Here is a 23,664-nt window from a genome sequence, read left to right as displayed (position 1 = left end):
GTGTATTCAGCTACGAGGGCCGTCCGCCAGCGATGTGACGACCTGACAGCAGAAGGGTGCCCCTGACCTGCGATGATCTGGATTTCCTAGATCAAGAACGTCGCAGAGTGGGGGCACCCGACAGGTGCAGGCTACCGAATGGAATCACCGGCTCGTCGTGCGGGCCGACGGCAAGAACCTGGTCGGGCACGCGGGCGTGGTGCTGCTGCGCCGGATAGCGGACCGCGTCGGGCTGACCCGGGCCCTGACCGCCGCGCTGCCGCAGGGCGTCGGGCCGGGGTGGCGGGATCGCGGGATGGCCCTTGTCCAGCTGGCTTGCGCGATCGTCCTCGGCGCGAGGAACATCCTGCAGGCCGAGCAACTGCAGCATCACTGGCGGCCGTTGTTCCCCTGTCCGGTCTCGGACAGCACCCTGTGGCGCACGCTGGAAGCCATCGACGGCCCGGTCGCAGCCCGGGTGGAGCGCGTCCGTGCCGTGATACGGCGTGGGGTGTGGACGCTGCTCGCCCTGCGCCCCGGCGGGTTTCCCTGGATCTCGGTATGCGGGCGCAAGCTCACCAACTGGTACGTCCTCGATCTCGACGCCACCCTCGTGACCTGCACCAGCAAGAAGGACGGCGCGGCCGGCACGTTCAAGGGCAGCTACGGGCATCACCCGCTGGGAGCCTGGCTGGCCAACACCCGCGAATGCGTGACGATGCTGCTGCGGCCGGGCAACGCCGCGGCCAACGACATCGCCGACCACAAGAGCGTCCTCGCGGCAGCCCTGCACCAGCTCCCGCTGCCGCTGTGGTCGAAGCTGCTGATCCGGATCGACGGCGCGGCCTTCAGTCATGGCCTCCTTGAGCATCTGCAGGCGCTGACCACCAGCCGCCGCCGGGTGCGCTGGATCACCGGCTGGGCCATCAACACCGCCGACGAGAGAGCGATCGCACTGCTGCCCGCGGACGTGTGGAGTGACGCGCTGCGCCAGGACGGCGAGGTCCACGAGATCAAGGGCCCGGACGGGGAGAAGGTCACCTACCAGGTCGCCGAGCTGACCGGGGTCCGCGACCTGACCGGCTGGCCCGAGGGGACACGGCTGATCGTGCGCCGGGTCAAACCCTCGCGCCGCGACCTGAAGAAGCTGACCGCGTTCGAGCAGCGCACCGGCTGGCGCTACCAGATCGTCGCCACGAACATCCCCACCCACCAGGGGCTTTCCGGGGTCCCAGGCTCCGGACAGGTGTGGTTCGTCGACGCTCTCTACCGTGATCACGCCGAGGTCGAGGACCGCATCAAAGCGATCAAGAGAGTCGGGCTCGGGCTACTGCCCTCCAAGTCCTTCCAGCTCAACGCCGCCTGGATGCTGGCCGCCACCCTCGCCGCCGACCTCGACGCCTGGACCCGACTCCTCCTCCTGCACGACGAACCCGAACTCGCCGCCGCCGAACCGGAGACAATCCGGACGAAGCTCTATCACCTGCCCGCCCGCCTCACCACCCACGCCCGCCGGCGCACCCTGCACCTCGACCGCACCTGGCCCTGGGCACCCGCGTTCGCCACCGCCTGGCGACACGCAACCGGCCTCCCGGCCGACACCTGACGACCGGCCCCGCCCCAACGACACCGGAGAGGAGGGAACCCGCAGCACCCTCGGGCCCGTGGAACCCGACGCCCCGCAGCGTCACGCGACGGCCCATCCTCGAACGGCAGGGGATATTACGGGCAAGTCGCCGAGCCGACCGGCGTCACACCGCCAGTGAAGAATCGAGGTCAGACCCTTGGCCTTCAACGGCAGCGTGTACGTGTAGCCATCCGCTGTCGGGCGCTGCTGAATATCGAAGTTCCACCCCGCCACCAACTGCCGTTGCCGCTCATAGGACATGGGCGGTCGGCTCGCCTGCCTGCTCCTCTCTTGACGGGCCCCGACGGCGGCGTGCGGATACACGCGAACGATCGTGGAGTCAAAGCGAACACTCAGTCACATATGAGATCACCATCACATGAGAATCTACATTCATCCTGTGCAGTTTCTAGGGTTTGATGAGGTTGACGATGTCAACTCGCCCTACAGAAAGGTCATTTCATGACCGGCTCAACGATGACCCGCGCAGGCAAGCGCGCCATGATCATCGGTACCGCGGCAGCGGCGGCAGCTGTCGGCGTTCTCGCGGTGCCCGCTCAGGCGTCATCCTGGACCAGTCACATCACCAGCGCTGGCAATGACTTCGAGTCACGTCGCTGGACCGACAACGGCGGTTCCACGACTATTAAGTTCACCAGCTGCAACAGAGGTGGCGGCCTCCCCAAAGCCGTGGGCGTGATGCTGCGTAAGGACACCTTCGGGCCTGACCCGAAGTACACGAACGCGAACTTCACCAACTGCTTCAACTCCGGTGCCACATCGAGTGCCACGTGGGACGGCCACGGCAGCGGTGACTACTACTTCGTGATCGACTACGGGTCCAACGTCTACGCTCCCGTGACGGTCCAGTCGGTGGCCGTCTACTACTGATCGGTACCTCGCCGGGCCCCGCTGCACACCATGCGGCAGGGCCCGGCGCCCAGAAAGGTCCTCCATGACTCTCACCTTCCGCGACTGCACCTTCCGCTATCGAGGAGGTGATGACGTCATCCAGAGCCTTGACCTTGCTTTCACTTCTGGAGCCACCGTTCTCCTCGGACCCAATGGAGCAGGCAAGAGCACACTGCTGTCGCTCGGCGCGAGCGCACTGCGCCCACGGTCCGGAGACGTGACATTCGACGGCCTGAGCCCGTGGAACCGCAAACAGTCCGCGGCCTACCGCGCATCAGTGGCGTGGCTCCCGCAGAAGCCTTCGTTCCTCTCGGGGATGACCTGCCGGCAACACGTCACCTACGCGGGATGGCTCAAGGGCATGACGCAGCGCGACGCCTCGAGCGCATCTGGTGAGGCGCTGGAACGTGTAGGGCTTGGTAGGCAGGCGGACCGGAAGGTCAGTGATCTGTCTGGCGGACAGCAGCAGCGTGTCGCAATCGCTCAGGCCCTCGTCCACCGTGCCAAGGTCCTACTCCTTGACGAACCCACCGTAGGACTCGACCCGAAGCAGCGAAGATCTTTCCTTCAGCTCATCGCGTCGCTGCGGAACGAAACGCATGTGATCGTCTCCACCCATGACATCGCCGACATCAGCGAAGCCTTCAGCGACGTCGTGGTCCTTCATGGGGGAAGGGTCCTGTTCAGCGGACCCGTGGCTTCGTTTCTCGCCCGTTCGGGCACCCAGGTCCACTCGGAACGTGCCGCGGAAGACGCCTACACTGCTGTCCTCGAAGGAGGATCCCGGTGATCCTCTGGCATCAGTTGCGTCGTTCGGCGGCCCTATGGGTCATCCTGCCGGCCGCCCTGTTCGTGTACCTGTACATGCAGAGTGCGGTTTCCACCGTTCCATCCCACTACGGAGTCGAGTCGGGCGAGAGCACGATCTACGCTCTGGCCACAGTCGCCCCGGCCGTCGCCGCATGTGCCGCATGGGACTCGGGGCGGATGCGACACATACGCCCCATGTTGACCGCATCCGCACGGTCACGATGGTCGCTGATCCTGTTCATCGGTGCTCCTGCCGCCGCTCTAGGAGCCGCACTTCTTGTCTTCGCCGTCGTACTGGCACGAATCAATACCGGAGTATTTCCTTCCGGTGCCGGATGGACCGCACTGGCACACATGATCATCGTTCCTACCGAGTGGGCCGTGATCGGCTGGTACGCCGGCGGACGTCTTCCCCGAAGTATTGCCGCACCAGCAGCAGCAGCCCTGTGCTGGGCCTGGCTGACGATGCCACATGCCATGTCCAACGCATGGCTGAGGCACCTCGGCGGGTTCATCGACGGAACATCCACCATTACCGATGTCCACCAGCCCGAGATTTACTTCGTGCCATGGATTTTCACCGGCTGTCTCATAGCTGTCGCATGGCTCTTCACCCATATCGGCTCCCGCCGTATCTTCTTCCCCGCCGGCGCAGCGGTCGTCGCAGCAGCACTCCTTGTCGGACATGCCGCAGTCAGCGGATGGGGCTTCAGCAACCCGTCAAGGGGCCGTGCAGTTGATTCCGTATGTTCCGGCACCGCCCCGCAGATCTGTGTGCCACCGGAGTACCGTTCTTACCTCCCGCAGATCCGCCGCAGCACCCGCGATCCGCTCAACGCCCTGGTCGCCGCTGGCGTCACACAACCGAAGCGGATGGAGATCCTCTCGCCGTCAGTGAAACTCGCGCCAGGTGTATGGCGGCTGCACTGGGCACTCCCTGCCCTTCACCAGCAGGCCCAGTACCAAACGGCTGGCGATGTCATGGCGATATCGGCTGTCGAAGGAACTGCAGCCCAGCATGGGAAGCAGGCATGCGGAGGCCCGTCCGCTCCAGAGCTCGTATGGGCCACTGCCGTTGCAGGCGACAAGGATGAGGTACGCCAGATAACCGATCCGCAGCTGTGGAGCCTCGTGGGTCCTGTCCTCGACAAGCCAGTGAAGCAGCAGTCCGCCTGGTTCACGCAGCAGGTCCTCAACCATGCCTGCCTGCTGCAGGGAGCGCAGTGAGACTCTATGTGACAGCAGTGCGGAAGTGGTGGACCGCAGCTGGAGCGATCATCCTGATGGCCGTGGTATGCCAGCTTTCAGGAACGAGCAGTATCGAGCTGCCCGCTCTCAACGGCAGTGGCGTCGCGCCCTTCGCCTACTTCACTCCCCTGCTGGTGTCTTCCGCGGTCCTGTACTGCCTCAACCGACGCGCCGACCACATCGAACGGACCGCTGCAGTTCCTGTCGTCGCTATCGATGCGGCATTCGTAGCGTCCGCCTTCGCCCTGTGTCTGGCAGCGGGTTACATCACAGGCTTCGACACCGCCCGCAACGTCATGCTGCTGACCTGCGTCGGTCTCCTGATCGCCCAGGTGGGCAACACCGCGTCAGGGATCGCTGCGGGCATGATGCTGCTGATCGCCAGCATCGTCGCGGGACGGGGCCCGGCAGGAAGTCATGCCTGGTGGGCTGTGGTCCTGTATCCGTCGAACAGCATCCCAGCGTGGGCCCTGACAGCGGTGCTGCTGGCAGCCGCAGGCATCCGTTCTATGACAGCCTCCGGAAAGCCGTAGCCCCCTCCGGGGTCGTGGTGGGACCACGACCCCGGCCTTTGTCCGGCACGGCACGTCCGGACTTGGGGTTTTCAACATTCGAGACCGGGACGAAGGTCTTCTTCGCCGATCCGTACTCGCCCTGGCAGCGACCCACGAACGAGAACACGAATGGGCTGCTGCGTCAGTGCTTCCCGAAGGACACCGACCTGTCCCGGTGGTCCGCCGAGGACCTCGAAGCCGTCGCCCTGGCGATCAATAACCGACCCCGCAAGATGGTCACGTCCCCTGTGATGGTGTAAGCGTCTTCTCGGTGAGCTGTTTGAACGGGGCGAGGAAACATTGGAAGGCTTCCGGCGCTTCCTTCCATGTACGGCGGTATTCCCGGTACCGCGTGAGCTGTTCGCTCACCTCTTCGAGTTCGACGCGGGTGGCGGTGAAGGCAAGGGCCTGTTCCTCCTTGCTGAACGGGCGTCCGTCGCGGTGGCTGTAGGCGTTGGTGTCAGGCCGGCGCTTGAAGTCCGCGTCGCACAGGAGGGCGACGATGTCGGGTCGGGGTCGGGGTCGGGATCGGATGTCGGTTTCGGGCATACGGGTGCTCCCCTGTACGGGAGTCGGGTGGGTGCAGGCATCAATGGCCCGGCGGATCGCCGGTTTGCCCAACCGGCGATCGTTGGCTATGTTTCGCCCTTTTCCGCCGGTCAGCGCCAGCGGCTGGAGTCGTTCACTGCGCTGGTCGCCGCTGGTGCGTGAGCGCCGGGGACGGCGGCGCCGGTTGCCTCGGACGGATGTGTCGTGAGGGCTCTTGGGCAAGGTGGGCACGCGTTCACCGACGGGCTCAGCCCTTGCCCTGCCAGCCCTGCCGCACCTTGAGCTCCGAAAGACCCACTGCCGCGCCCCGGTCATGGCCCACACACCCATGACGGGACGGGACACTCCCAGGCCGTGCGTGCGGTCGTGATCAGCGCCGCCGTGCCTGTGACGGCTGCGGGGCCGGGGCGGCAGAGGGCGTGTGCTGTGGGGTGTCGGGTCGCTGTGCTGCGCTGTCGGCCCGGGCTGGGCTGTGGGCTTGTGCTGCGCGGGCTTGTGCGCTGGGTGCCGGCCTTTCGCTGAGGCGTTGGATGCGCCAGGCCAGGACTCGTGCGGGGCGGCGGGCGTCGTTCAGGGCCCGCTGGTCGGCGACCTGCTGGAGGAGCCGTTCCGGGTCGTGTCCTGCTGCTTCTGCCTCGGCGAGAGCGGTGGTGAGAGCCGCGAAAGCGGGGTCTTCGATGATCTGCTCGGCGTGCTCGGGCACGACTTGGCGTAGGCGGCGGATCTGCCGTTCCACGGCCTGCTGGGGTGGCTGGCGCTGCGCGAGAGTGGCCAGGGGTGCGGCTGCGGCTTGGTCGTAGGCGGCCTGGAGGTGGAGCAGTGTCTGCTGGGCGGCGGCGACCTGCTGGTCGTGGTGGCGGAGCTGGTGCCAGCGGGCAGCGGCAAGGACCACGAGGATCGCCGCGTCCAGGAACATCGCCAGGACGGCGCCGTCCTTGGGGGCGGGCTCGCGGAGCATGGCGCGTACGGTGCCGCGCAGTGCGCGGGCGTGGTGGTGTTCGGCCATGATGCGGGAGCGGGTGGCGCGCTCGAACGCGGTCGCTGCCTCTCGGAGTTGGGGGCGCAGGGGCTGGGGTGCGAGGAGGGGGAGGGCGTCGAGGGCTTCGCCGAAGGCGGCGAGGTGGGCCTGGGAGGCTTCGTCGTCCGTCTGGTCGAGGTGGTGGGGGATGCGTTCGGCGGCGGCGGTGGCCTGGTGCCAAGGGTTGGGCCTGCGCCGGCCTGGCTGGTCGGCGGGCTGTGGGTCGATGCTCTCCAGGCGCTTTTGGATCTTGGGGAAGGAGAGGTCCGGGGCGAGTTCGGAGCCGGAGAACCAGACGGGCTCGTTGTCGGCGGTGGTGGTGTCTTCGCTGGCGACCTTGTAGCCGCGCACGTCACCCGAGGGGAAGTGGACGATCTCGACGAGTACGCCGTCGAGGTGGTTGAGCAGGTGGACGAACTCCTCCACGCTGGTGGCGGCGGCCACGGCGGTGCGCACGGTGGTGCGCAGCCGTTCGCGGGCGGGCTTGTCCTGGCCGGCGCAGCGGGCCTTCTCCTGCTCGGCACGGGTGGTCCGCTTCGCAGCGGTGCGGTCTCCGCGGACCACTTGGAACAGGCCGTATTCCTTCTCGAGCGGTGAGGTAGTCGTTCCAGTGGCGTGCGGTGCGCAGGTCCGCGCGGACCTTGGTGGCGGCGATGTGGATGTGGTCGGGGGCGTGACGGACCGCGACCCAGCGGCAGCCGTCCGGATCGCCTTGCGGTGCTATGCCGGTGGCGGCGACGACGCGGCGGGCGATGTCGGCCCACTCCTCGTCGCTGAGGATGCGGTCGCTCTCGGCGGCGCGGATCGAGCAGTGCCACACGTGCTGCTCGGGCGCGCGGCCGAGCCGTCTGGCCTGCTTGACGTGCAGGTCGAGGTCGGCCACGAGGAGCTTCCTGGTGGCGTCGAAGTCGTCGGCGCGGCCGGGGTCGGGGGCGAAGCCGTCCCAGGAGGCGACCAGATGGGGGTCGGTGTGGTCCTTGGCCTTCTTCGTGTCGAACAGGTAGCGGATCAGTCCGGCGGTTTCCTTGCCGCTGCGGATCTTCGCGATCATCGGGCGGCCTTCTTGGTGACGGCCTGGTTCGCGGCTGTGGCGATGTGGCGGACGGTGGCGCCGACCGCGGTCAGGGTGCGTTCGGCCTGGGCCAGGACGGCGGTATCCCCAGGCTGTGGATGGCCGCCGGAGTTGAGCTTCTTGGCGATCTGGTTGATGTTGTGGCCGATCTTGGCGACCTCGCTGCGCAGGGCGGTCAGTTCGTCGATGTAGTCGTCGAGCGGGGTTCGCTGGCCGGGCAGGGCGAGGTCGCCCTGGACGTGGGCCATGACGACAGCGCCGACATAGTGGGCGCTGGCGATGTTCAGCGACCGGGCCATGCGCAGGATCTCGGTCTTCTCGTCGACGCTGTAGCGGGCGTCGACACGCTGCTTGCGCTGGCCGTTCGGGTCGGGCTGGCGGCGGCGGGCGACACGGTGCAGCGCGGCGGCTTCGGCAGCGCGCGGCAGCTGGGCGGCGGCGGTGTCGGCGATCTGTTCCCCCTCGGGTGCCCCCTGGCGCCCGAGGTCCTCCGCCACCCTCGGGGCGGAGACTTCCCCGTTGCGGCCGTCCTTGGACGGTCCAGCGGGATACCTTGCTGGCGCGGTTGTGGCTGGAGTGGTGATCATCTCCTGCCGGTGCGATGGGGGTTCGTGGTGCCGGTTGTGCATCGATCGGTTCTCCGTGGGGTGCTGGTGCCGGATGCGTTCGCTGTGCACAACCCCCGTGCCCCTGCGCTCGTGGGCACGGAGGCATGGGGGTGAGCGGGCGGGGTGGGGCGATCGGTTCACTAGCGAGGGTCAGGCGGTGCCGGCGGGGGCTCTGTCGAGTTCCCTCTGCCGCTGGGCGGCTTCGTCGAGTCCGTCGAGAGGCCCGGCCTCGAAGCCGTCGTACGCTGTGGGCTCGGCGTCCTGGCCGGTGCGCTCGGCCTGCAGCTGGTCGCGCAGGGCGCGGGCGCGTTTCTGGCCGATCCGTAGTTCGCTGCGCAGACGCTCGGCGGTTAGCCGGTCGTCGCTCCAGTCGGCGGTCAGGAGTCGGGCCTCGTCGAGGACTTCGGCGTCGGTGCGGGTGCGCGTGCGTTCGGCGGTCGACTTGGCGGTGTCGCGGACCCGACCGGTCGCCCGACGCGGGGCGGCTCCGGTCGACTTCGCTGCGGAAGCCGACGGGGGCGGTCGGGTGGCGGAGGCCGACTCGTCGGCCCCGGTCGGCCTCGTCACGGCCGCCTCGGCGACCTTCACGGCGGCCGACTCGGTCGGCTGCTCGGGGACCGGTTCGGCCTGGTCAGAAGCCGACCGTGCGGCCCGCTCGTCGGCTACCGGATTAACCGACTTGGCAGAGGCTGCTTCGGCGGAGTCGGACGACTCGGGGTTGTGGTGCAACACCTTCGCCACGAGGTCCGACCCGAAGTAGATCGACCCGACCGGGAGCGAGCTCGCCAGCAGTACGAGGGCCCAGTTCGCAGGGTCCCAGTCGGCCAGTCGGCCCCACCGGATCGACGTGGTGTGCAGGGCCGGAATGAGGCCGTGCACGTAGTTCAGCAGGAGACTCGCGATCGTGTAGGTCGCCAGGACCCGCAGCGCGAACTTCCGGTCGGTACCGGTCAGCACGAGCGTGGCGACCAGAGCGAGGGCCATCAGCCCGTCGACAACGATCGGGTAGAGCAGGGCGGCGATGGAGTCGGCGCCGATGGCGCGGGCCACGTCGGACAGCGCGTTCCACGAGACCCGGAAGGCCATGAGGACGACGGCCACCAAGCCGACGACGAGGGTGATGCGTCCCTTGCGGTTCACGCTACGCCCCCACTGGATGTGAGTGCTCGACCGCCGGGGCCAGCGGGCGCAGGGCGGTGCTGACGCGGATAAGGCGGCTGCCGTGGCCGGCGGCCAGGGCTATCGGGCGGAAGGAAGGCAAGACGGCTTCTCCAGGGCAGTGCGATACGGCTCGTCAAGGAGTCGTAGGAGACGTTCGTTACTCGTCGGCTCCCACGCGGCCCCCTCTACAAGGAGGGGACCGCGCGTGAGTGACCGGTGGTGTGAGGTGTGTGCGGGCCCGCGTGAGCCTCTGATCTGCACTTTCCTCGGCGGCGTGAGCCATGTGAGGAGTGTGCGGGGCGTTCTCCGGGGCGTGGTCCGTGAGTGCTCGCGTGAGCTGCCGGTCCAATGCCGGGGTGCCCGTCCGCCGAGCCCCGTTTCCTCAGGAAACGGCGACCATGTGCCGAGCCCTGGCCCGATACCGCACCTGGCGGTTGCCGCCGAGCTCCTGGTCCTTGGTGGCCTGCCCGGCCTCGAACAGACCCTTGAGCACTCGCCGCGCCTTCTCCTGGTCCTTGGCGCTCGGGTCCAGTTCGCCGGTCATCTGTGCGGCCAGCTCCTTGCTGGTCAGTCCGTTGGGTGCGTCGTACAGGAGCTTGTACGGGTCGAGGGGCTCGTCGACCCTCGACGTGCCACGCTGGTGGTCGTGGATCACCGTGAGCGGGCCTATCTCGCCGGTCACCGTCTTTGCGTGGTGAAGTTCGACCACCGTGTTCCCCGCTCCCCCGCTGAGGATCATCACGCTGCCCGCGCCGGCGGTGAACCACGTGGTGCCGTACACCCTGTCCAGAGTCGGACGTCCGCCCGGCTTGGCGTCGGCCGTGGCCTTGCGCTGGTGGTGCAGCTCCAGCAGTTCCGCTCCGGAGCGGAGAAGCTGCTGCCGGGCTCGGTTGTACGCGCCGACAGCCTCGTCGTCGGTGAGCTTGCCGACGATGTCCTTGATGCTGTCGATGACGACGGTGTCAGCGTCGTGGTGGGCGGCTAGTTCGGCGAGGAGGTTCGGCTCGCGGTCGAGCGTGGTCGGCAGGGGCCCGGCCCAGACCACCAGACGGTCCCGGAGGATCTCCTCGTCGATCGGCCGTACCAGGCGGCGCAAAGCGCGGGCGATCTGCGGAGGTCGGTCCATCGCGAGGTACAGCACGCGCCTGCCCTCGGTGACCGGCATGCCGAGCACCAGCCTCTGGAAGCCGAGCCTGGCCATGACGAGCTGGTGCGCGATGGTGCTCTTGCCGACGCCCGGCGGGCCGACCAACATCATGCTTTCGCCGCTCGCCCACCCCGTCTGCTCGGGCGTGCCCCAGATCGGCGGAACCTGGGCGCCGTACTCGCTGACGAAGTCCCAGCCGTCGACGGCGAACCGACCGAGCCTGCCGCTACCGGACACCCCTCGCCCAGCGGTGGTGTCGAGGGCACTCTGCAAGTGCGTGCGTATCTGATCGGGATCGGCACCCTCGGCCCCACTCTGCTGCAAGGTCTGCACTGCCACCGCTTGCAGACGGCGAAGCTCCGCCTTTTCCCGCACGATCTCGGCGTAGTAGTCGCAGTTGCCCGGCCCCGGCGTCGCGATGGCGAGTGTGTGGAGGTAGGCGGCACCGCCGATGCGGGCGAGTGCGCCGATCCGCCCGAGTTCCTCGCCGAGCGCGATGGGGTCGGTGGGCGAACCCTCGTCCCTCAGTGAGAGCACTGAACGCCAGATGTCGGCGTGCGCCGGGTGGTAGAAGTCGGCGGCCTGAAGGATCGGGCGGGCGGCGTCGACAGCCGCGGGGGTGTACATGCAGGCGCCGAGGACGGCCTGCTCCGCCTCCAGGTGGTGGGGCGGCATGGACAGACCAGGGCCCTCGTCGGCGTCGAACCGGGAGTTCGTCTGTGGGGATGCGGTACGGGCAGGCTGGAACGTACCCTGGGGCACAGAACTTCCTCACTCGGTGCCGTACGGGATGGCAGTCCCGGCACCGGGGCAGATCGTTTATGGGCGGTCGTCTGGGAGTCGTTACGGCCTTCGGCGCTCCAACGCCGGGGGCCGCTCCCATGTCTGCGGCTGCCGCGTCTACGCGGCCTTCGCGTACGTCGTGGTCGACATCAGGTCGGCCAGTCGCGAGGCGCTGTGCGGGCTGATCGTCGTCGTGAATCCCGCGCACACGCGCGTCAGGGCTTGGGTACGGGCTGCTGCCTGGGCTTCGCGGCGACTCGGCGTGCGGGGGGCGGCTACGGCGTCCTGGCGGGCGGACGACAGGGGCATGAGCAGGTCCTTGCTGGCGGTACGGAGCTGGCAGGCTCCGCACCGCCGGTCGTTCGATGGGCGGTCTGTCGCGCGCTTGGCCCGAGGCGCTCCAACGCCTGGGCCGTGCGTGCCGCGTACGAAGGACTGGCAGGTCCTCCGAGGCGGCCTTCAGTTTCCGGAGAATCGCCGGTTTGGGTAACCGGCGATCTGCTGCTATGTTGCTCCGCCGCCGCGCCCAGCTGTGCTCCTGGTCTTCGCCTCATCGCCTCGCCTACAGCGGGTTCTGCGCGATGGCGATCCGGTCCCAGTCGAAGACCCCACTCGGCTTGCCGGAGGCGTCGATCACCACGCCGGAGAAGAGAAACCGCAGCACTGCGTTGCGCCGCTCGTCCGTCATCTCCGCGGCGTTCCAGGCGTCTCTCGCGCCCGCGCCCGTCAGCCCGTCGAGTAGCTTCATCGGCCGTACGACGAGGCGGCGCTGCGCCTTGGCGATGCGGTCGGTGATCTCCTTGCGCATCTTGCGGAACTCCGCCGTGGAGATCTCCTTCGCGGTCCACATCTCGTTGAGCTCGTCGAGTTGCCGCTGGTCGGCCTCGACGGACTCGGCCGCCGCGTCGGGCAGCGAGGTCGACGCGAGCTGGCCGGAGACGGTGAGCCTCCCGAGCAGGTCGATGGCGGCCTCCGTGACGAACTCCTCCAGCTTCAGTGCGGCGATGCGCCGCACGCACTTCTTGGTGCCGTTGCGGCTCTTCCGCGTGCAGAGGTACGACGGCACCCCGCCGATTTTCGTGCCGGACATGAGGGTGCCGCAGCGCGAGCACATCACCAGGCCGCGCAGCAGGTAGAAGCGCCGCAGCTCCAGGTTCGTCTGGTGCACGGCGGACCGGTACTCGCGCCGTGCGCGGGTCTCCTCCCACACCCCCTGGTCGATGATCGCGGGCCACTTGCCCGGGCCCACCTCTTCGCCCTGGTGCATGCGGATGCCGGCGACATGGCGGGAGTCGAGGAGCGCGCGGACCGTGCCCTGTGACCATTCCTTGCCGTACACGGTCTTGATGCCGCGCTTGTGGAAGACCAGGGCGATCGCGCTCGGGCTCTGGCCCTTGAGGTACCGGTCGAAGACCTCTCGGACGATCTCGGCCTCGTCCTCCTTGATCGTCACGCCGTCCGTCTCGTACCCGAAGCGGCGCTTGCCCGAGTGCGGCAGACCGTTCTCGACGCGCTCCTTCAGCGCCGACTTGAGCCGCCGGGAGGTGTCGTCGGACGACCGGCAGGCATGGGCGACCTCGATGCGAAGGATGAACCGGTCGTCGGGGTCCGACAGGTCCCGTCGGTTCGCCTCGCCGTGCAGCGTGATCCGGTGCTCGTCGGAGACCTGGAGCAGTTCCTCCAGGTCCCTCGGCTGCCGCATCAGCCGGTCCGGGTGGTACGCGATGACGTGCCGGAACTCGTGCCGCTGGGCACGTTCGAGAAGCTGGTCCCAGCCAGGCCGCTTCCGGCCCCGGCTCCACGCCGACCGGCTGTTGTCGACGAAGACGTGGGCGGGGTCGATGGTGAGGCCCCGGCGTTCGGCGATCTCCCTGCAGATACGTTCCTGCCGATCGACGCCGGTCTGATCGTCGTCGTCTGCCTGGGATATCCGGCAGTAGAGAGCCGCAGGCTCACCTGAGGTTATGGTCGGCTCGTGGGGCCTGGGTCGTCGCATGGGACCGATGGTATGAGCACGGAGTGGGCTCACCCAACTTCCGCCACCCGGTGGCCCTCGCCAAGGAGTTGATCTCGCTCGACGACGTCTCGGGCGGCCGGGTCACACTGGGCATCGGCGCGGGTGGCAACGGCTTCGACGCCACGGTACTGGGCCGGCCTGCGTGGACGCCGCGGGAACGCGCGGACCGCTTCGGTGAGTTCGTACGCTGCTCGACCGTCTTCTCACCGAGGACGCGGTGAGCCACCAGGGCGCCCACTACTCCGCCGACGAGGCCCGCAACATTCCGGGCTGCGTCCAGCGCCCCCGGCTTCCCTTCGCGGTGGCCGCGACCGGGCCGCGCGGGCTGAAGCTGGCGGCCCGGTACGGGCAGGCGTGGGTGACGACCGGCGATCCCAAGCTGTACGAGGAGGGGACCCCGGAGCAGTCGGACGCGGCGCTGCGCGGCCAGCTCGCCAACCTTGCCAAGGCGTGCGCCGACGCCGGGCGCGACGGGGCGGAGCTGGACAGGATCCTGCTGACCGGGTTCACGCCGGACCGGAGCCGGCCGCTGGAGTCCGTGGAGGCCTTCGTCGACTTCGCGGGGCGCCACCGCGAACTCGGCTTCACCGAGATCGTGGTTCACTGGCCGATCGCGGACTCCGACTTCGCCGCCGACCAGGCCGTCTTCGAGGACATCGCGACCGAGGCCCTCACCCGGCTGGGCTGAGGGGCGGGGACGGGCGGGCCATGGCCCGCGGACCAGGTCGACGAGAAAGCTCCGCGCACCGCTGCGGACGACCTCGACGGCCTCGTCGGAGGGACGCCCGCACCGTCCGTGCTGAGTGATCTCCGTTGCGAGCAGGGGCCGTTGCACGTGAGTTACGGTGACTTCGTGCTGAAGACCACCCGCCTCGAGGATGGCACCCCAGCACCCGCGATCACAGCGCCGAACGGCGAACTCGTCCCCGACGAGCGGCACCCCCGGCTTCGCGCTCCTCATGGGTCAGGATCCGGCGGGGCCGCCACCGTCAGCAGCTTCACGCCGATGAAGCCCAGGATGGCGCGGGTCTCCTCGCGGTGGGCCTCACACCAGGTCTCCCGTCGGCCGTCGCCGCCATGGGCCGGCATGTCGTCAAGGCGCCGGACCCGGCTACCAGAGCCCGCGGACGGACGAGACGCACCTGTGGAGACGGCACCTGTGGAGCCGGCACCTGCCGCGCCCGGCGTCGGCGCCGGAGCGCACCGGCTGCGCCGCCGGCCTGCGCGACCCATGCGAAGAGGCCCCGCACCCGCAGCCGCAGCCCTGACTTGACGGTGTCCGCCGCCGCTCGATCCCCTCCACCACAGCCTCCTATCAACCGAGCCGAGAGAAGACACGAATGTTGGAACTGGAAGAACTCGTACGAGACTTCGGCGACCATCGTGCCGTCGACGGGGTGTCCTTCCGGGTGGCCAGGGGCCGGTTGGCCGGGTTCGTCGGCGGGAACGGCGCGGGCAAGACCACCACCATGCGCATGATCATGGGCGTACTGGCCGCGAACGGCGGCGAGATCCGCTGGGACGGCGACCCCGTCACGGCCGCCGACCGCAGGGACTTCGGCTACATGCCGGAGGAGCGGGGCCTCTACCCCAAGCAGACGGTCCTCAGCCAGCTCGTCTACCTGGCCCGGCTCCGAGGCCAGAGCGCCGCCGACGCACGCCGCCACATCCTTGAACTGCTCGACCGTCTGGGCCTCGCGGAGAAGAGCCAGGCCCGGTTGGAGTCGCTGTCCCTGGGCAACCAGCAGCGCGTGCAGATCGCGGCCGCGCTGCTCGGCTCCCCCAAACTGCTCGTCCTCGACGAGCCCTTCTCCGGACTCGACCCGCACGCCGTCGACACGATGGCCGAGCTGCTGCGCGAGTACGCCGCCGCGGGCATCCCGGTGCTGTTCTCCTCCCACCAGCTCGACCTGGTCGAGCGGCTCTGCGACGACCTGGTGATCATGGCCGCCGGACATGTCGTCGGCAAGGGCACCGCGGACGAGCTCCGGCACCGCGACAAGCCCCGGTACCACCTGGTCACGGGAGCTCCGGCCGGCTGGGCGCGCGACGTCCCCGGCGTGACCGACGTCGAGGAGCTGCCCGACGGAGCGTACGTCGAGCTCGCCGCCGACGCCGATCACGGCGCGCTCCTGACGGAGGCCCTGCGCCGCGGACCCGTGCACGCCTTCACCCCTGTCGTTCCCAGCATCGCCGACGTCTACCGGGAGATGACCTCCGCATGAGCACCGTGACCTCGAACTCTGCGCACCGGTCCGAGACGCCGCCCGATCCGCAGGGCACGCCCGCGGCTTCCGGTACCCCGCCCCGTACGGCCGGCACGTCCGCCTGGCGGATCGTCGCCGCCCGCGAGATCTCGGTGAAGCTCACCAACCGCAGCTTCCTGCTGTCGACGCTGGTCACCCTCGCTCTGATCGTGGGTGCGATCGGACTGCAGCTCTACCTGGCGGACTCGATGGGCAAGATCACCGTCGCGGTGGCCGACCAGCAGGCCGGCCGGATCGCCGACCAGGCCGAGCAACTGGCCGTCCAGGCGGACCAGGACGTCGAGATCACGGTCCGGCAGGAGTCGTCCGCCGCTCAGGTCCGCGAAGCCGTGCGGTCCGGCGACGCCGAGGCCGGGCTCCTGTTCGAGGGCGGGCGTTGGGTCCTGGTGGGCGACACCGGTCAGAACGACATAGCCGCCACCTGGATCGGCGCCGCTGTGCAGTCGAAGGCCCTCGCCGACAACGCGCAGGCCGCCGGAACCAGCCTGACGGCCCTCACCCAAGGGGCGGAGGTCAAGCACGTCCTGCTGTCGGCCGACGAGACGCCCGAGGGCGCGGTCCGGATGACGACGTACTTCTTCGGGTTCCTCTTCTACCTGGCCGCCGTTCTGCTCGGCGCCGCGCTGGCGACCAGCGTCGTGGAGGAGAAGCAGAACCGCATCGTCGAGCTCATCGCGAGCTCCGTGCCGCTGCGGTCGCTGCTGGTCGGCAAGATCGTCGGTTCCACGCTGCTGGCACTCGCCCAGATGGCGCTGTTCTGCCTGGTCGGCATCGGCGGTCTGGTGGCCACGGGCGAGCAGGACTTCCTCGCCGACATCAGCTCCGGGCTGGGCTGGTTCCTCGTCTTCTACGTCGTGGGCATCGTCGTCCTGGCCTGCCTGTTCGCCGCGGCGGGCGCGCTCGCCACCCGGAGCGAGGACATCCAGTCCACCACGACGCCGGTGAACGCGATCACCGCGCTGGTGTTCATCGTCGGCGTCACCGTGTCCGGCAACGTGCGCGAGATCCTCTCCTTCATCCCGCTGACCTCGACCGTCACCATGCCGGCCCGTGTCCTGGCGGGAGAGACCGCCTGGTGGGAGCCGGCCGCCGCGCTCGGCCTGTCGATCGCCGCCGCGGTGCTCATCGTCGGGGTGAGCAGCCGGGTGTACCGCCGGGCGCTCCTCCAGACCGACCGCAAGCTCTCGTTCCGTCAGGTCATGAAGCTGACCGACTGACCGCGGACAACGAAGGGAACCACCCGCACCACCACGTCACCCGTACCACCCGCACCCCCGTGCCACCCGCACCCCCGCGTCACCCGTTTCCGTGAAACCGTCCGTGCCAGGTTTCACGTGAAACGGTCATCGGGCGCACCCGCCTAGTTCCGTTCGCGGCACTAGCCACGGGCTGAGAACCGCAGGTACTGCGGGGGCACGGCCTTCGTCAGCCAGACGCCGTTGGCGCTGAGATGGAAGACATGGCCGTCCCGGTGCATGGCACCCGCGTCGACGGAGAGCACCACGGGGCGGCCCCGGCGGGCACCGACCCTGGTGGCGGTTTCCCGGTCGGCCGAGAGGTGCACGTCGTGCCGGTTCATCGGCCGCAGCCCCTCGGCCCGGATGGCGTCCAGCGAGCGGGCCACGGTCCCGTGGTAGAGGTACGACGGTGGGACGGCCGGCTCCAGCCCGAGGTCGACCTCGACGCTGTGGCCCTGGCTGGCGCGGATCCGGGTGCCGTCGATCGCGAAGCGCTTCTTGTCGTTGGCGGCGACGACGTGGTCCAGCTCGTCACGGGTGAAGCGGAATCCGTGGGCGGCGCACGCCGCGATGAGCTCGTCGATCTCGACCCAGCCGGCCTCGTCGAGTGTGAGGCCGATCCGCTCGGGCTGGTGGCGCAGGTGCTTCGAGAGGTACTTCGACACCTTCACGGTGCGTCTGTCGTCCCTGCCGCTGTCAGGACCGTCCTTTTCGTTCATCCACTCAGCATGACGGGAGAGACGCGCATCACGCATTTTGTTTTGACGCCGAGGTTTGATCCACAAGCAACTCGAGTTATCCACAGGGTACTTGATGATTCTGTGGACAACCGACGTACGCCACAACGGAGTTCCCCAACGTCCTGATGGAGCATCACTACTCGAGGCGGGCGGGGCACCCCACCGTGGAACACGGCCCGTTCGGGCGTGAGGGCTTCTCACACGGGCGGACTCACGCGCGCGAGCGCCCTCAACGCCCGCGGCAGGAAACGGGACAGCACGTGCGCGGTCTTCGCCTCCGGAGTGACCGTGACCATCGCATCGTCCTGCACGACCGCGCGCAGGATCGCTTGCGCGACCTTCTCCGGCGGGTAGTTGCGCATCCCGTACAGGCGCGCCGCGCGCTTCTGCCGACGTCGTTCATCCTCCGCGTCGACTCCCACGAAGGTCGCGGTGGCCGTGATGCCGGTGTTCACCAGACCGGGGCAGATCGCCGTAACCCCGATGTCCCGGCCCGCCAGTTCGGCGCGCAGGCACTCGCTCAGCATCAGCACCGCGGCCTTGGAGGTGCTGTAGGCCGGCAGCGTCCTGGAGGGCTGGAAGGCCGCCGCCGACGCGATGTTGACGATGTGGCCGCCCTGCCCGCGCTCGGCCATCGCCCGCCCGAAGAGACGGCAACCATGAATGACGCCCCACAGGTTGACGTCCAGCACCCGGCGCCAGTCGTCGGACGTCGTGTCGAAGAAGGAGCCCGCCATACCGATGCCGGCGTTGTTCACCAGCACGTCCAGCACGCCGTGGTCGGTGTGCACCTTCGCGGCGAGTTTCTCCATGGCCTGCTCGTCGGAGACGTCAACTGCCACCGCCCAGGCATCGGGTGCGCCGACCCGGCGGGACAGCTCGGCGGTGCGGGCCGCGCCGTCCGCATCCCGGTCGACGACGATGACGCGTGCGCCCGCCTCGGCGAACGCGAGCGCCGTGGCCCGTCCGATGCCGCTGCCCGCACCGGTGACGAGGACCAACTGCCCGCCGAAACGTTCGGCATACCGGTCGGCGACGGCACGCACGCGCCCCGGCCGGCCACCGCTCCTGCGGGTCGTCCGGACCGTTTCCACTCCGCTTCCGTTGCCTCCGGCCGCGCTTCCTGCGCTGCTTCCGATGGCGCTTGCGGGGTTGGTTCCGGCGTCGCTTGCGGGGTTGCTTCCGTCCCGTTCCTTCTCGACCGACGAGACGAAGTCGTCGATCCAGGACGCGAGTCGGTCGGGGCGGGTGCGCGGGACCCAGTGTCCGGCAGGGAGGGTGCGCCGCGTCAACCGCGGTACCCACTCCTCCAATCCGTCGTACAGCCGCTCCGACAGGAACCGGTCGCCGAGAGGAGTGATGAGCTGCACCGGCACGTGCGCGTGCGCGTCGGCGCGCGGACGGCGCAGCCGGGTCCTGACGTTGTCCCGGTACAGCCAGGCGCCGTTGGCCGCGTCCGACGGCAGCGAGGGCGTCGGATAGGCGTCGGCGGGAACCTTCTCCACCCGTCGCAGGATGCCCGGCCAGCGCTTGCCGAGCGGCCCGCGCCAGGCGAGTTCGGGCAGCACGGGGGTGTGCAGCAGATACACGTACCAGGACTTGGCTCCCTGGCCGAGGAGTTGGCCGACCCGGCGCGGGGTCGGCTTGTTCACGCGCGTCGCGATCCAGTGGCCGAAGTGGTCGAGGGACGGCCCGGACGACGAGGTGAAGGAAGCGATACGGCCCTCGGTACGCCGGACGGTCACGAACTCCCAGGCCTGCACCGAACCCCAGTCGTGCCCCACCAGGTGCACCGGTCCGTCCGGGCTGACCGCGTCCGCGACCGCCAGGAAGTCGTCGGTCAGCTTCTCCAGGGTGAACCCGCCCCGCAGCGGCCTCGGCGCCTCGGACCGGCCGTGGCCCCGGACGTCGTACAGCACCACGTGGAAGCGGCCGGCCAGCCGGGCCGCGACCTCGGACCACACCTCCTTGCTGTCGGGGTAGCCGTGCACCAGCACCACCGTCGGCCGCCGCGGATCGCCCAGTTCGACGACGCACAGCTCGATCCCGCCGGTCCGCACCCGGCGCTCGCGCGCGCCCTCCAGCATCGTCACTTCTCCTCCGCCCCGGTCGACGCCGACCGCGGTTCGCGTCCGTAAGCCGACGCGTTCGTAACCGACGAGTCCGTAACCCGACGCGTTCGTAACCCGACGACGCTGAATCTGGCACTTGTTAGAGAAGTCGTCAACAGGGCGGGCGTGAGCCGTGCGACCGCGATCCGTAGCTCTCAGGCATGGGATCCCCTACGGGCCCGTACATCTGAGGTCTGAGGCGAAGACGGCTCTGAAGGTTGACGAACTTCGTGGCGTGCGTCACTAATTTTGAGGACGTGACTGTGATCGCGACCGAAAGCCTGAGCAAGCGGTTCCCCCGGGTGACCGCTCTTGACCGGCTCTCCGTGGATGTCGGGCCCGGTGTGACCGGGCTCGTCGGAGCCAACGGGGCCGGCAAGTCCACACTGATCAAGATCCTGCTGGGTCTGTCGCCCGCCACGGAGGGCCGCGCAGAAGTGCTCGGCCTCGACGTCGCGACCAAGGGCGCCGACATCCGCGAGCGGGTCGGCTACATGCCGGAGCACGACTGCCTGCCGCCCGACGTCTCGGCCACCGAGTTCGTCGTGCACATGGCGCGCATGTCCGGCCTGCCGCCCACCGCGGCGCGCGAACGCACCGCGGACACCCTGCGCCACGTCGGTCTGTACGAGGAGCGCTACCGCCCCATCGGCGGCTACTCGACCGGCATGAAGCAGCGCGTGAAGCTCGCCCAGGCCCTCGTCCACGACCCGCAGCTGGTCTTCCTCGACGAGCCGACCAACGGCCTCGACCCGGTCGGCCGCGACGAGATGCTGGGCCTGATCCGCCGCATCCACACAGACTTCGGCATCTCGGTCCTGGTCACCTCCCACCTGCTGGGCGAACTGGAGCGCACCTGCGACCACGTCGTCGTCGTCGACGGCGGCAAGCTCCTGCGCTCCAGCTCCACCACCGACTTCACCCAGACCACCACCACCCTCGCCATCGAGGTCACCGACACCGACGACCACCCGGACGGCACCCGCGCGGTCCGCGACGCGCTCCACGCGCGTGGGGTGGAGGTCGCCGAGGCCGGCAGCGGCCTGCCGGGCGCCGGCCACATCCTGCTGCTGACCGCACAGGGCGAGGAGACCTACGACGTCGTCCGCGACACGGTCGCCGACCTCGGACTCGGCCTGGTGCGCATGGAACAGCGACGGCACCACATCGCCGAGGTCTTCAAGGACAGCGACGCCAGCAGCGACCAGCAGCGGAAGGAGGCCGTCGGCCATGGCAGTTGAACACCCGGTCACCGCCCCCTCGGGCGACCAGACCCGTATCCACAACATCGGCTACCGCAGCTACGACGGCCCCCGCCTCGGCCGCGCCTACGCCCGCCGCTCCCTGTACTCGCAGTCCCTGCGCGGCGCCTACGGCCTCGGCCGCTCGGTGAAGTCCAAGGTGCTGCCGATGCTGCTGTTCGTCGTCATGTGCGTGCCGGCCGCCATCATGGTCGCCGTCGCCGTCGCCACCAAGGCGAAGGAACTGCCGGTCGACTACACGCGGTACGCGATCATCATGCAGGCGGTCATCAGCCTGTACGTCGCCTCGCAGGCACCCCAGTCCGTCTCGCGCGACCTGCGTTTCAAGACCGTGCCGCTGTACTTCTCGCGGCCCATCGAGACCGCGGACTACGTGCGCGCCAAGTTCGCGGCGCTGGCCTCGGCCCTGTTCGTCCTCACCGCGGCCCCGCTGCTCGTGCTGTACGTCGGCGCGCTGCTGGCCAAGCTCGACTTCGCCGACCAGACCGAGGGATTCGGTCAGGGACTCGTCTCCGTGGCACTGCTCTCCCTGCTCTTCGCCGGCATCGGCCTGGTCATCGCCTCGGCGACACCGCGGCGAGGCTTCGGCATCGCCGCCGTCATCGCCGTCCTGACCATCTCCTACGGCGCCGTCTCCACGCTCCAGGCCATCGCGGAGACGCAGGACAGCACCGGATCCATCGCCTGGATCGGCCTGTTCTCGCCGGTCACGCTGATCGACGGCGTGCAGTCGGCGTTCCTCGGCGCCGCATCCGCCTTCCCGGGCGGGGTCGGTCCCACGAACGGAGAGGGCGTGGCCTACGTCCTCGTCCTCCTCGGCCTGATCGCCGCGAGCTACGGCCTCCTGATCCGCCGCTACCGGAAGGTGGGCCTGTGACCACGCTCAGCATCGACCACGTCTCCCGCTGGTTCGGCAACGTCGTCGCCGTCAACGACGTCACGATGACCATCGGCCCCGGCGTCACCGGCCTGCTCGGCCCCAACGGCGCCGGCAAGTCCACCCTCATCAACATGATGGGCGGCTTCCTGGCACCCTCCACCGGCACGGTCACCCTCGACGGACAGCCCGTCTGGCGCAACGAGGAGATCTACCGGCACATCGGCGTCGTCCCCGAACGCGAGGCGATGTACGACTTCCTCACCGGCCGCGAGTTCGTGGTCGCCAACGCCGAACTGCACGGCCTGGGGGCCAAGGCCGCGCAGAAGGCGCTGGCCACGGTCGAGATGGAGTACGCGCAGGACCGCAAGATCGCCACGTACTCCAAGGGCATGCGCCAGCGCGTGAAGATGGCGAGCGCCCTCGTCCACGACCCGTCGCTGCTGCTCCTCGACGAGCCGTTCAACGGCATGGACCCGCGCCAGCGCATGCAGCTGATGGACCTGCTGCGGCGGATGGGCGACGAAGGCCGCACCGTGCTGTTCTCGTCGCACATCCTCGAAGAGGTCGAGCAACTCGCCTGGCACATCGAGGTGGTCGTCGCCGGCCGGCACGCGGCCAGCGGCGACTTCCGAAAGATCCGCCGCCTGATGACCGACCGGCCGCACCGCTACCTGGTGCGTTCCAGCGACGACCGCGCCCTCGCGGCCGCGCTGATCGCCGACCCGTCGACCTCCGGCATCGAGGTCGACGTGGCCGAGGGCGCGCTGCGCGTCCAGGCCGTCGACTTCGGCCGCTTCACCACGCTGCTGCCGAAGGTCGCCAGGGACCACGGCATCCGGCTGCTCACGGTCTCGCCGTCCGACGAGTCCCTCGAGTCCGTGTTCTCGTACCTGGTCGCGGCGTAGGAGGCCTTGGAGATGTACGACCCCACAGTCGCCCGGCTCACGTACCGGGCTCTGCTCGGCAAGCGCCGGGCCCTCATCCTGGGCGCCCTGCCCCTGCTGCTCATCGCGATCTCCGTGGTAGTGCGCGGCCTGGCCGGAGCCGACGACCAGACCGCGTCGGACCTGCTCGGCGGCCTCGCGCTCGCCACGATGGTCCCGATCATCGGCGTCATCGCCGGCACGGGCGCGATCGGCCCGGAGATCGACGACGGCTCCGTGGTCTATCTGCTGTCCAAGCCGCTGAAGCGGTCCACGATCATCTTCACCAAGCTGATCGTGGCGATCGCGGTCACGATGGTCTTCTCGGCCCTGCCGACGCTGATCGCCGGGTTCATCCTCAACGGCAACGGCCAGCAGATCGCCGTGGCCTACACGGTGGCCGCGCTGGTCTCCTCCATCGCCTACGCCGCCCTGTTCCTGCTGCTGGGCACGGTGTCCCGGCACGCGGTGGTCTTCGGTCTGGTCTACGCCCTCGTCTGGGAGGCCCTGTTCGGCTCCCTGGTACCGGGCGCCCGCACGCTCAGCGTCCAGCAGTGGTCGCTGGCCGTCGCCCACAAGACGGCGGGCGGGGACCTGGTCACCTCGGACGTCGGACTGACCACGGCCACGGTGCTGCTGGTCGCGGTGACCGTACTGGCCACCTGGTACGCCGGCCAGAAGCTGCGGACGCTCACGCTCGCCGGGGAGGAGTGAGCGGCCCCTGCCGGGGTTGCCCGGACCGTTCTTGACGGTGACTT

20 protein-coding genes and 4 pseudogenes are annotated in these 23,664 nt (G+C 69.0%); 14 read left to right on the top strand and 10 right to left on the bottom strand.

Annotation, left to right across the window (positions count from 1 at the left end; all coding sequences use genetic code 11):
- Positions 1–124: 124 nt before the first annotated feature.
- From QA802_RS20910 to QA802_RS20885, 6 genes and pseudogenes are all read left to right on the top strand, one after another.
- Complete coding sequence (locus QA802_RS20910) at positions 125–1,585, top strand: IS1380 family transposase (protein ID WP_334518312.1); 1,461 nt, start codon at positions 125–127, stop codon at positions 1,583–1,585.
- Between the two features lie 483 nt (positions 1,586–2,068).
- Positions 2,069–2,497 (top strand): hypothetical protein, encoded by a 429-nt coding sequence (locus QA802_RS20905; RefSeq protein ID WP_334524915.1) that lies wholly within the window; start codon positions 2,069–2,071, stop codon positions 2,495–2,497.
- Between the two features lie 64 nt (positions 2,498–2,561).
- The gene (locus QA802_RS20900) at positions 2,562–3,308 is read left to right on the top strand and encodes an ABC transporter ATP-binding protein (RefSeq protein ID WP_334524912.1); all 747 of its coding nucleotides are present in this window, start codon (positions 2,562–2,564) and stop codon (positions 3,306–3,308) included.
- Complete coding sequence (locus QA802_RS20895; protein ID WP_334524909.1) at positions 3,305–4,555, top strand: DUF7224 domain-containing protein; 1,251 nt, start codon at positions 3,305–3,307, stop codon at positions 4,553–4,555. The genes QA802_RS20900 and QA802_RS20895 overlap by 4 nt, the downstream gene beginning before the upstream one ends.
- Entirely contained in the window at positions 4,552–5,109 is a 558-nt protein-coding gene (locus QA802_RS20890) for a hypothetical protein (protein ID WP_334524906.1), read from the top strand. Before QA802_RS20895 ends, QA802_RS20890 begins: the two co-directional genes overlap by 4 nt.
- Before the next feature lie 80 nt (positions 5,110–5,189).
- Positions 5,190–5,390 (top strand): annotated as a pseudogene (locus tag QA802_RS20885) (IS30 family transposase); the annotation flags it as partial.
- Here QA802_RS20885 and QA802_RS20880 read toward each other — a convergent pair.
- The 7 genes and pseudogenes from QA802_RS20880 to QA802_RS20850 all read right to left on the bottom strand — a co-directional run bounded on the left by QA802_RS20880 (position 5,368) and on the right by QA802_RS20850 (position 13,464).
- On the bottom strand, positions 5,368–5,679 hold the full coding sequence (locus QA802_RS20880) for a hypothetical protein (RefSeq protein ID WP_334524903.1): 312 nt from the start codon (positions 5,677–5,679) through the stop codon (positions 5,368–5,370). The pseudogene QA802_RS20885 and the gene QA802_RS20880 sit on opposite strands and share 23 nt — an antisense overlap.
- A gap of 370 nt (positions 5,680–6,049) precedes the next feature.
- Positions 6,050–7,748 (bottom strand): annotated as a pseudogene (locus tag QA802_RS20875) (mobilization protein).
- Positions 7,745–8,398, bottom strand: coding sequence for a MobC family plasmid mobilization relaxosome protein (locus QA802_RS20870; protein ID WP_443042154.1), 654 nt, complete (start codon positions 8,396–8,398; stop codon positions 7,745–7,747). Before QA802_RS20870 ends, QA802_RS20875 begins: the two are co-directional and overlap by 4 nt.
- A gap of 129 nt (positions 8,399–8,527) precedes the next feature.
- Positions 8,528–9,517, bottom strand: a complete 990-nt coding sequence (locus tag QA802_RS20865) for a DUF2637 domain-containing protein (protein WP_334524897.1) — start codon at positions 9,515–9,517, stop codon at positions 8,528–8,530.
- Positions 9,518–9,920: 403 nt separating this feature from the next.
- Positions 9,921–11,447, bottom strand: a complete 1,527-nt coding sequence (locus tag QA802_RS20860) for a DnaB-like helicase N-terminal domain-containing protein (protein ID WP_334524894.1) — start codon at positions 11,445–11,447, stop codon at positions 9,921–9,923.
- Between the two features lie 138 nt (positions 11,448–11,585).
- Positions 11,586–11,777, bottom strand: a complete 192-nt coding sequence (locus tag QA802_RS20855) for a hypothetical protein (protein WP_334524891.1) — start codon at positions 11,775–11,777, stop codon at positions 11,586–11,588.
- A gap of 253 nt (positions 11,778–12,030) precedes the next feature.
- Positions 12,031–13,464 carry a recombinase family protein gene (locus QA802_RS20850; protein WP_334524888.1) on the bottom strand — a complete coding sequence of 478 codons (1,434 nt, stop codon included), beginning with the start codon at positions 13,462–13,464 and terminating at the stop codon, positions 12,031–12,033.
- Positions 13,465–13,487: 23 nt separating this feature from the next.
- Between QA802_RS20850 and QA802_RS20845 the strand changes: the two are divergent.
- Together QA802_RS20845 and QA802_RS41630 are read left to right on the top strand one after the other, a co-directional pair.
- Positions 13,488–14,173: pseudogene (locus QA802_RS20845) on the top strand (LLM class flavin-dependent oxidoreductase); the annotation flags it as partial.
- 99 nt (positions 14,174–14,272) lie between these two features.
- Positions 14,273–14,386: pseudogene (locus QA802_RS41630) on the top strand (class III lanthionine synthetase LanKC N-terminal domain-containing protein); the annotation flags it as partial.
- A gap of 56 nt (positions 14,387–14,442) precedes the next feature.
- Here QA802_RS41630 and QA802_RS20840 read toward each other — a convergent pair.
- Positions 14,443–14,574 carry a hypothetical protein gene (locus QA802_RS20840; protein WP_334524885.1) on the bottom strand — a complete coding sequence of 44 codons (132 nt, stop codon included), beginning with the start codon at positions 14,572–14,574 and terminating at the stop codon, positions 14,443–14,445.
- A gap of 251 nt (positions 14,575–14,825) precedes the next feature.
- Between QA802_RS20840 and QA802_RS20835 the strand changes: the two genes are divergently transcribed.
- Both QA802_RS20835 and QA802_RS20830 read left to right on the top strand, forming a co-directional pair.
- Positions 14,826–15,710, top strand: a complete 885-nt coding sequence (locus tag QA802_RS20835) for an ABC transporter ATP-binding protein (protein WP_334524882.1) — start codon at positions 14,826–14,828, stop codon at positions 15,708–15,710.
- Complete coding sequence (locus QA802_RS20830; protein WP_334524879.1) at positions 15,707–16,969, top strand: ABC transporter permease; 1,263 nt, start codon at positions 15,707–15,709, stop codon at positions 16,967–16,969. The genes QA802_RS20835 and QA802_RS20830 overlap by 4 nt, the downstream gene beginning before the upstream one ends.
- Before the next feature lie 161 nt (positions 16,970–17,130).
- Here the strand turns inward: QA802_RS20830 and QA802_RS20825 are convergent, their stop codons facing one another.
- Entirely contained in the window at positions 17,131–17,709 is a 579-nt protein-coding gene (locus tag QA802_RS20825) for an RNA 2'-phosphotransferase (RefSeq protein WP_319165746.1), read from the bottom strand.
- A gap of 218 nt (positions 17,710–17,927) precedes the next feature.
- On the bottom strand, positions 17,928–19,823 hold the full coding sequence (locus tag QA802_RS20820; protein ID WP_334524874.1) for an SDR family oxidoreductase: 1,896 nt from the start codon (positions 19,821–19,823) through the stop codon (positions 17,928–17,930).
- Positions 19,824–20,104: 281 nt separating this feature from the next.
- Here QA802_RS20820 and QA802_RS20815 point away from each other — a divergent pair, with 281 nt between their 5' ends.
- The 4 genes from QA802_RS20815 to QA802_RS20800 are packed head-to-tail and all read left to right on the top strand — an operon-like array spanning position 20,105 to position 23,620.
- Positions 20,105–21,082 (top strand): ABC transporter ATP-binding protein, encoded by a 978-nt coding sequence (locus QA802_RS20815; protein WP_334534779.1) that lies wholly within the window; start codon positions 20,105–20,107, stop codon positions 21,080–21,082.
- Positions 21,072–21,980: an ABC transporter permease gene (locus QA802_RS20810; protein WP_334524871.1), complete on the top strand. Its 909-nt coding sequence runs from the start codon at positions 21,072–21,074 to the stop codon at positions 21,978–21,980. The genes QA802_RS20815 and QA802_RS20810 overlap by 11 nt, the downstream gene beginning before the upstream one ends.
- Entirely contained in the window at positions 21,977–22,888 is a 912-nt protein-coding gene (locus QA802_RS20805) for an ABC transporter ATP-binding protein (protein ID WP_334524869.1), read from the top strand. Before QA802_RS20810 ends, QA802_RS20805 begins: the two co-directional genes overlap by 4 nt.
- A 12-nt stretch (positions 22,889–22,900) precedes the next feature.
- Positions 22,901–23,620, top strand: coding sequence for an ABC transporter permease subunit (locus QA802_RS20800; protein WP_334524866.1), 720 nt, complete (start codon positions 22,901–22,903; stop codon positions 23,618–23,620).
- The last annotated feature ends 44 nt before the right edge of the window (positions 23,621–23,664 follow it).

Source organism: Streptomyces sp. B21-105 (assembly GCF_036898465.1).
Classification (GTDB): Bacteria; Actinomycetota; Actinomycetes; order Streptomycetales; family Streptomycetaceae; genus Streptomyces.
This window is presented reverse-complemented; position numbering and strand designations above follow the sequence as displayed.

Coding starts and splice junctions, on each gene's coding strand:
- QA802_RS20825 (WP_319165746.1), bottom strand. CDS start 17,709: ATGAACGAAAAGGACGGTCCTGACAGCGGCAGGGACGACAGACGCACC.
- QA802_RS20900 (WP_334524912.1), top strand. CDS start 2,562: ATGACTCTCACCTTCCGCGACTGCACCTTCCGCTATCGAGGAGGTGAT.
- QA802_RS20850 (WP_334524888.1), bottom strand. CDS start 13,464: ATGCGACGACCCAGGCCCCACGAGCCGACCATAACCTCAGGTGAGCCT.
- QA802_RS20870 (WP_443042154.1), bottom strand. CDS start 8,398: ATGCACAACCGGCACCACGAACCCCCATCGCACCGGCAGGAGATGATC.
- QA802_RS20800 (WP_334524866.1), top strand. CDS start 22,901: ATGTACGACCCCACAGTCGCCCGGCTCACGTACCGGGCTCTGCTCGGC.
- QA802_RS20835 (WP_334524882.1), top strand. CDS start 14,826: ATGTTGGAACTGGAAGAACTCGTACGAGACTTCGGCGACCATCGTGCC.
- QA802_RS20855 (WP_334524891.1), bottom strand. CDS start 11,777: ATGCCCCTGTCGTCCGCCCGCCAGGACGCCGTAGCCGCCCCCCGCACG.
- QA802_RS20880 (WP_334524903.1), bottom strand. CDS start 5,679: ATGCCCGAAACCGACATCCGATCCCGACCCCGACCCCGACCCGACATC.
- QA802_RS20905 (WP_334524915.1), top strand. CDS start 2,069: ATGACCGGCTCAACGATGACCCGCGCAGGCAAGCGCGCCATGATCATC.
- QA802_RS20810 (WP_334524871.1), top strand. CDS start 21,072: ATGGCAGTTGAACACCCGGTCACCGCCCCCTCGGGCGACCAGACCCGT.
- QA802_RS20840 (WP_334524885.1), bottom strand. CDS start 14,574: ATGCCGGCCCATGGCGGCGACGGCCGACGGGAGACCTGGTGTGAGGCC.
- QA802_RS20830 (WP_334524879.1), top strand. CDS start 15,707: ATGAGCACCGTGACCTCGAACTCTGCGCACCGGTCCGAGACGCCGCCC.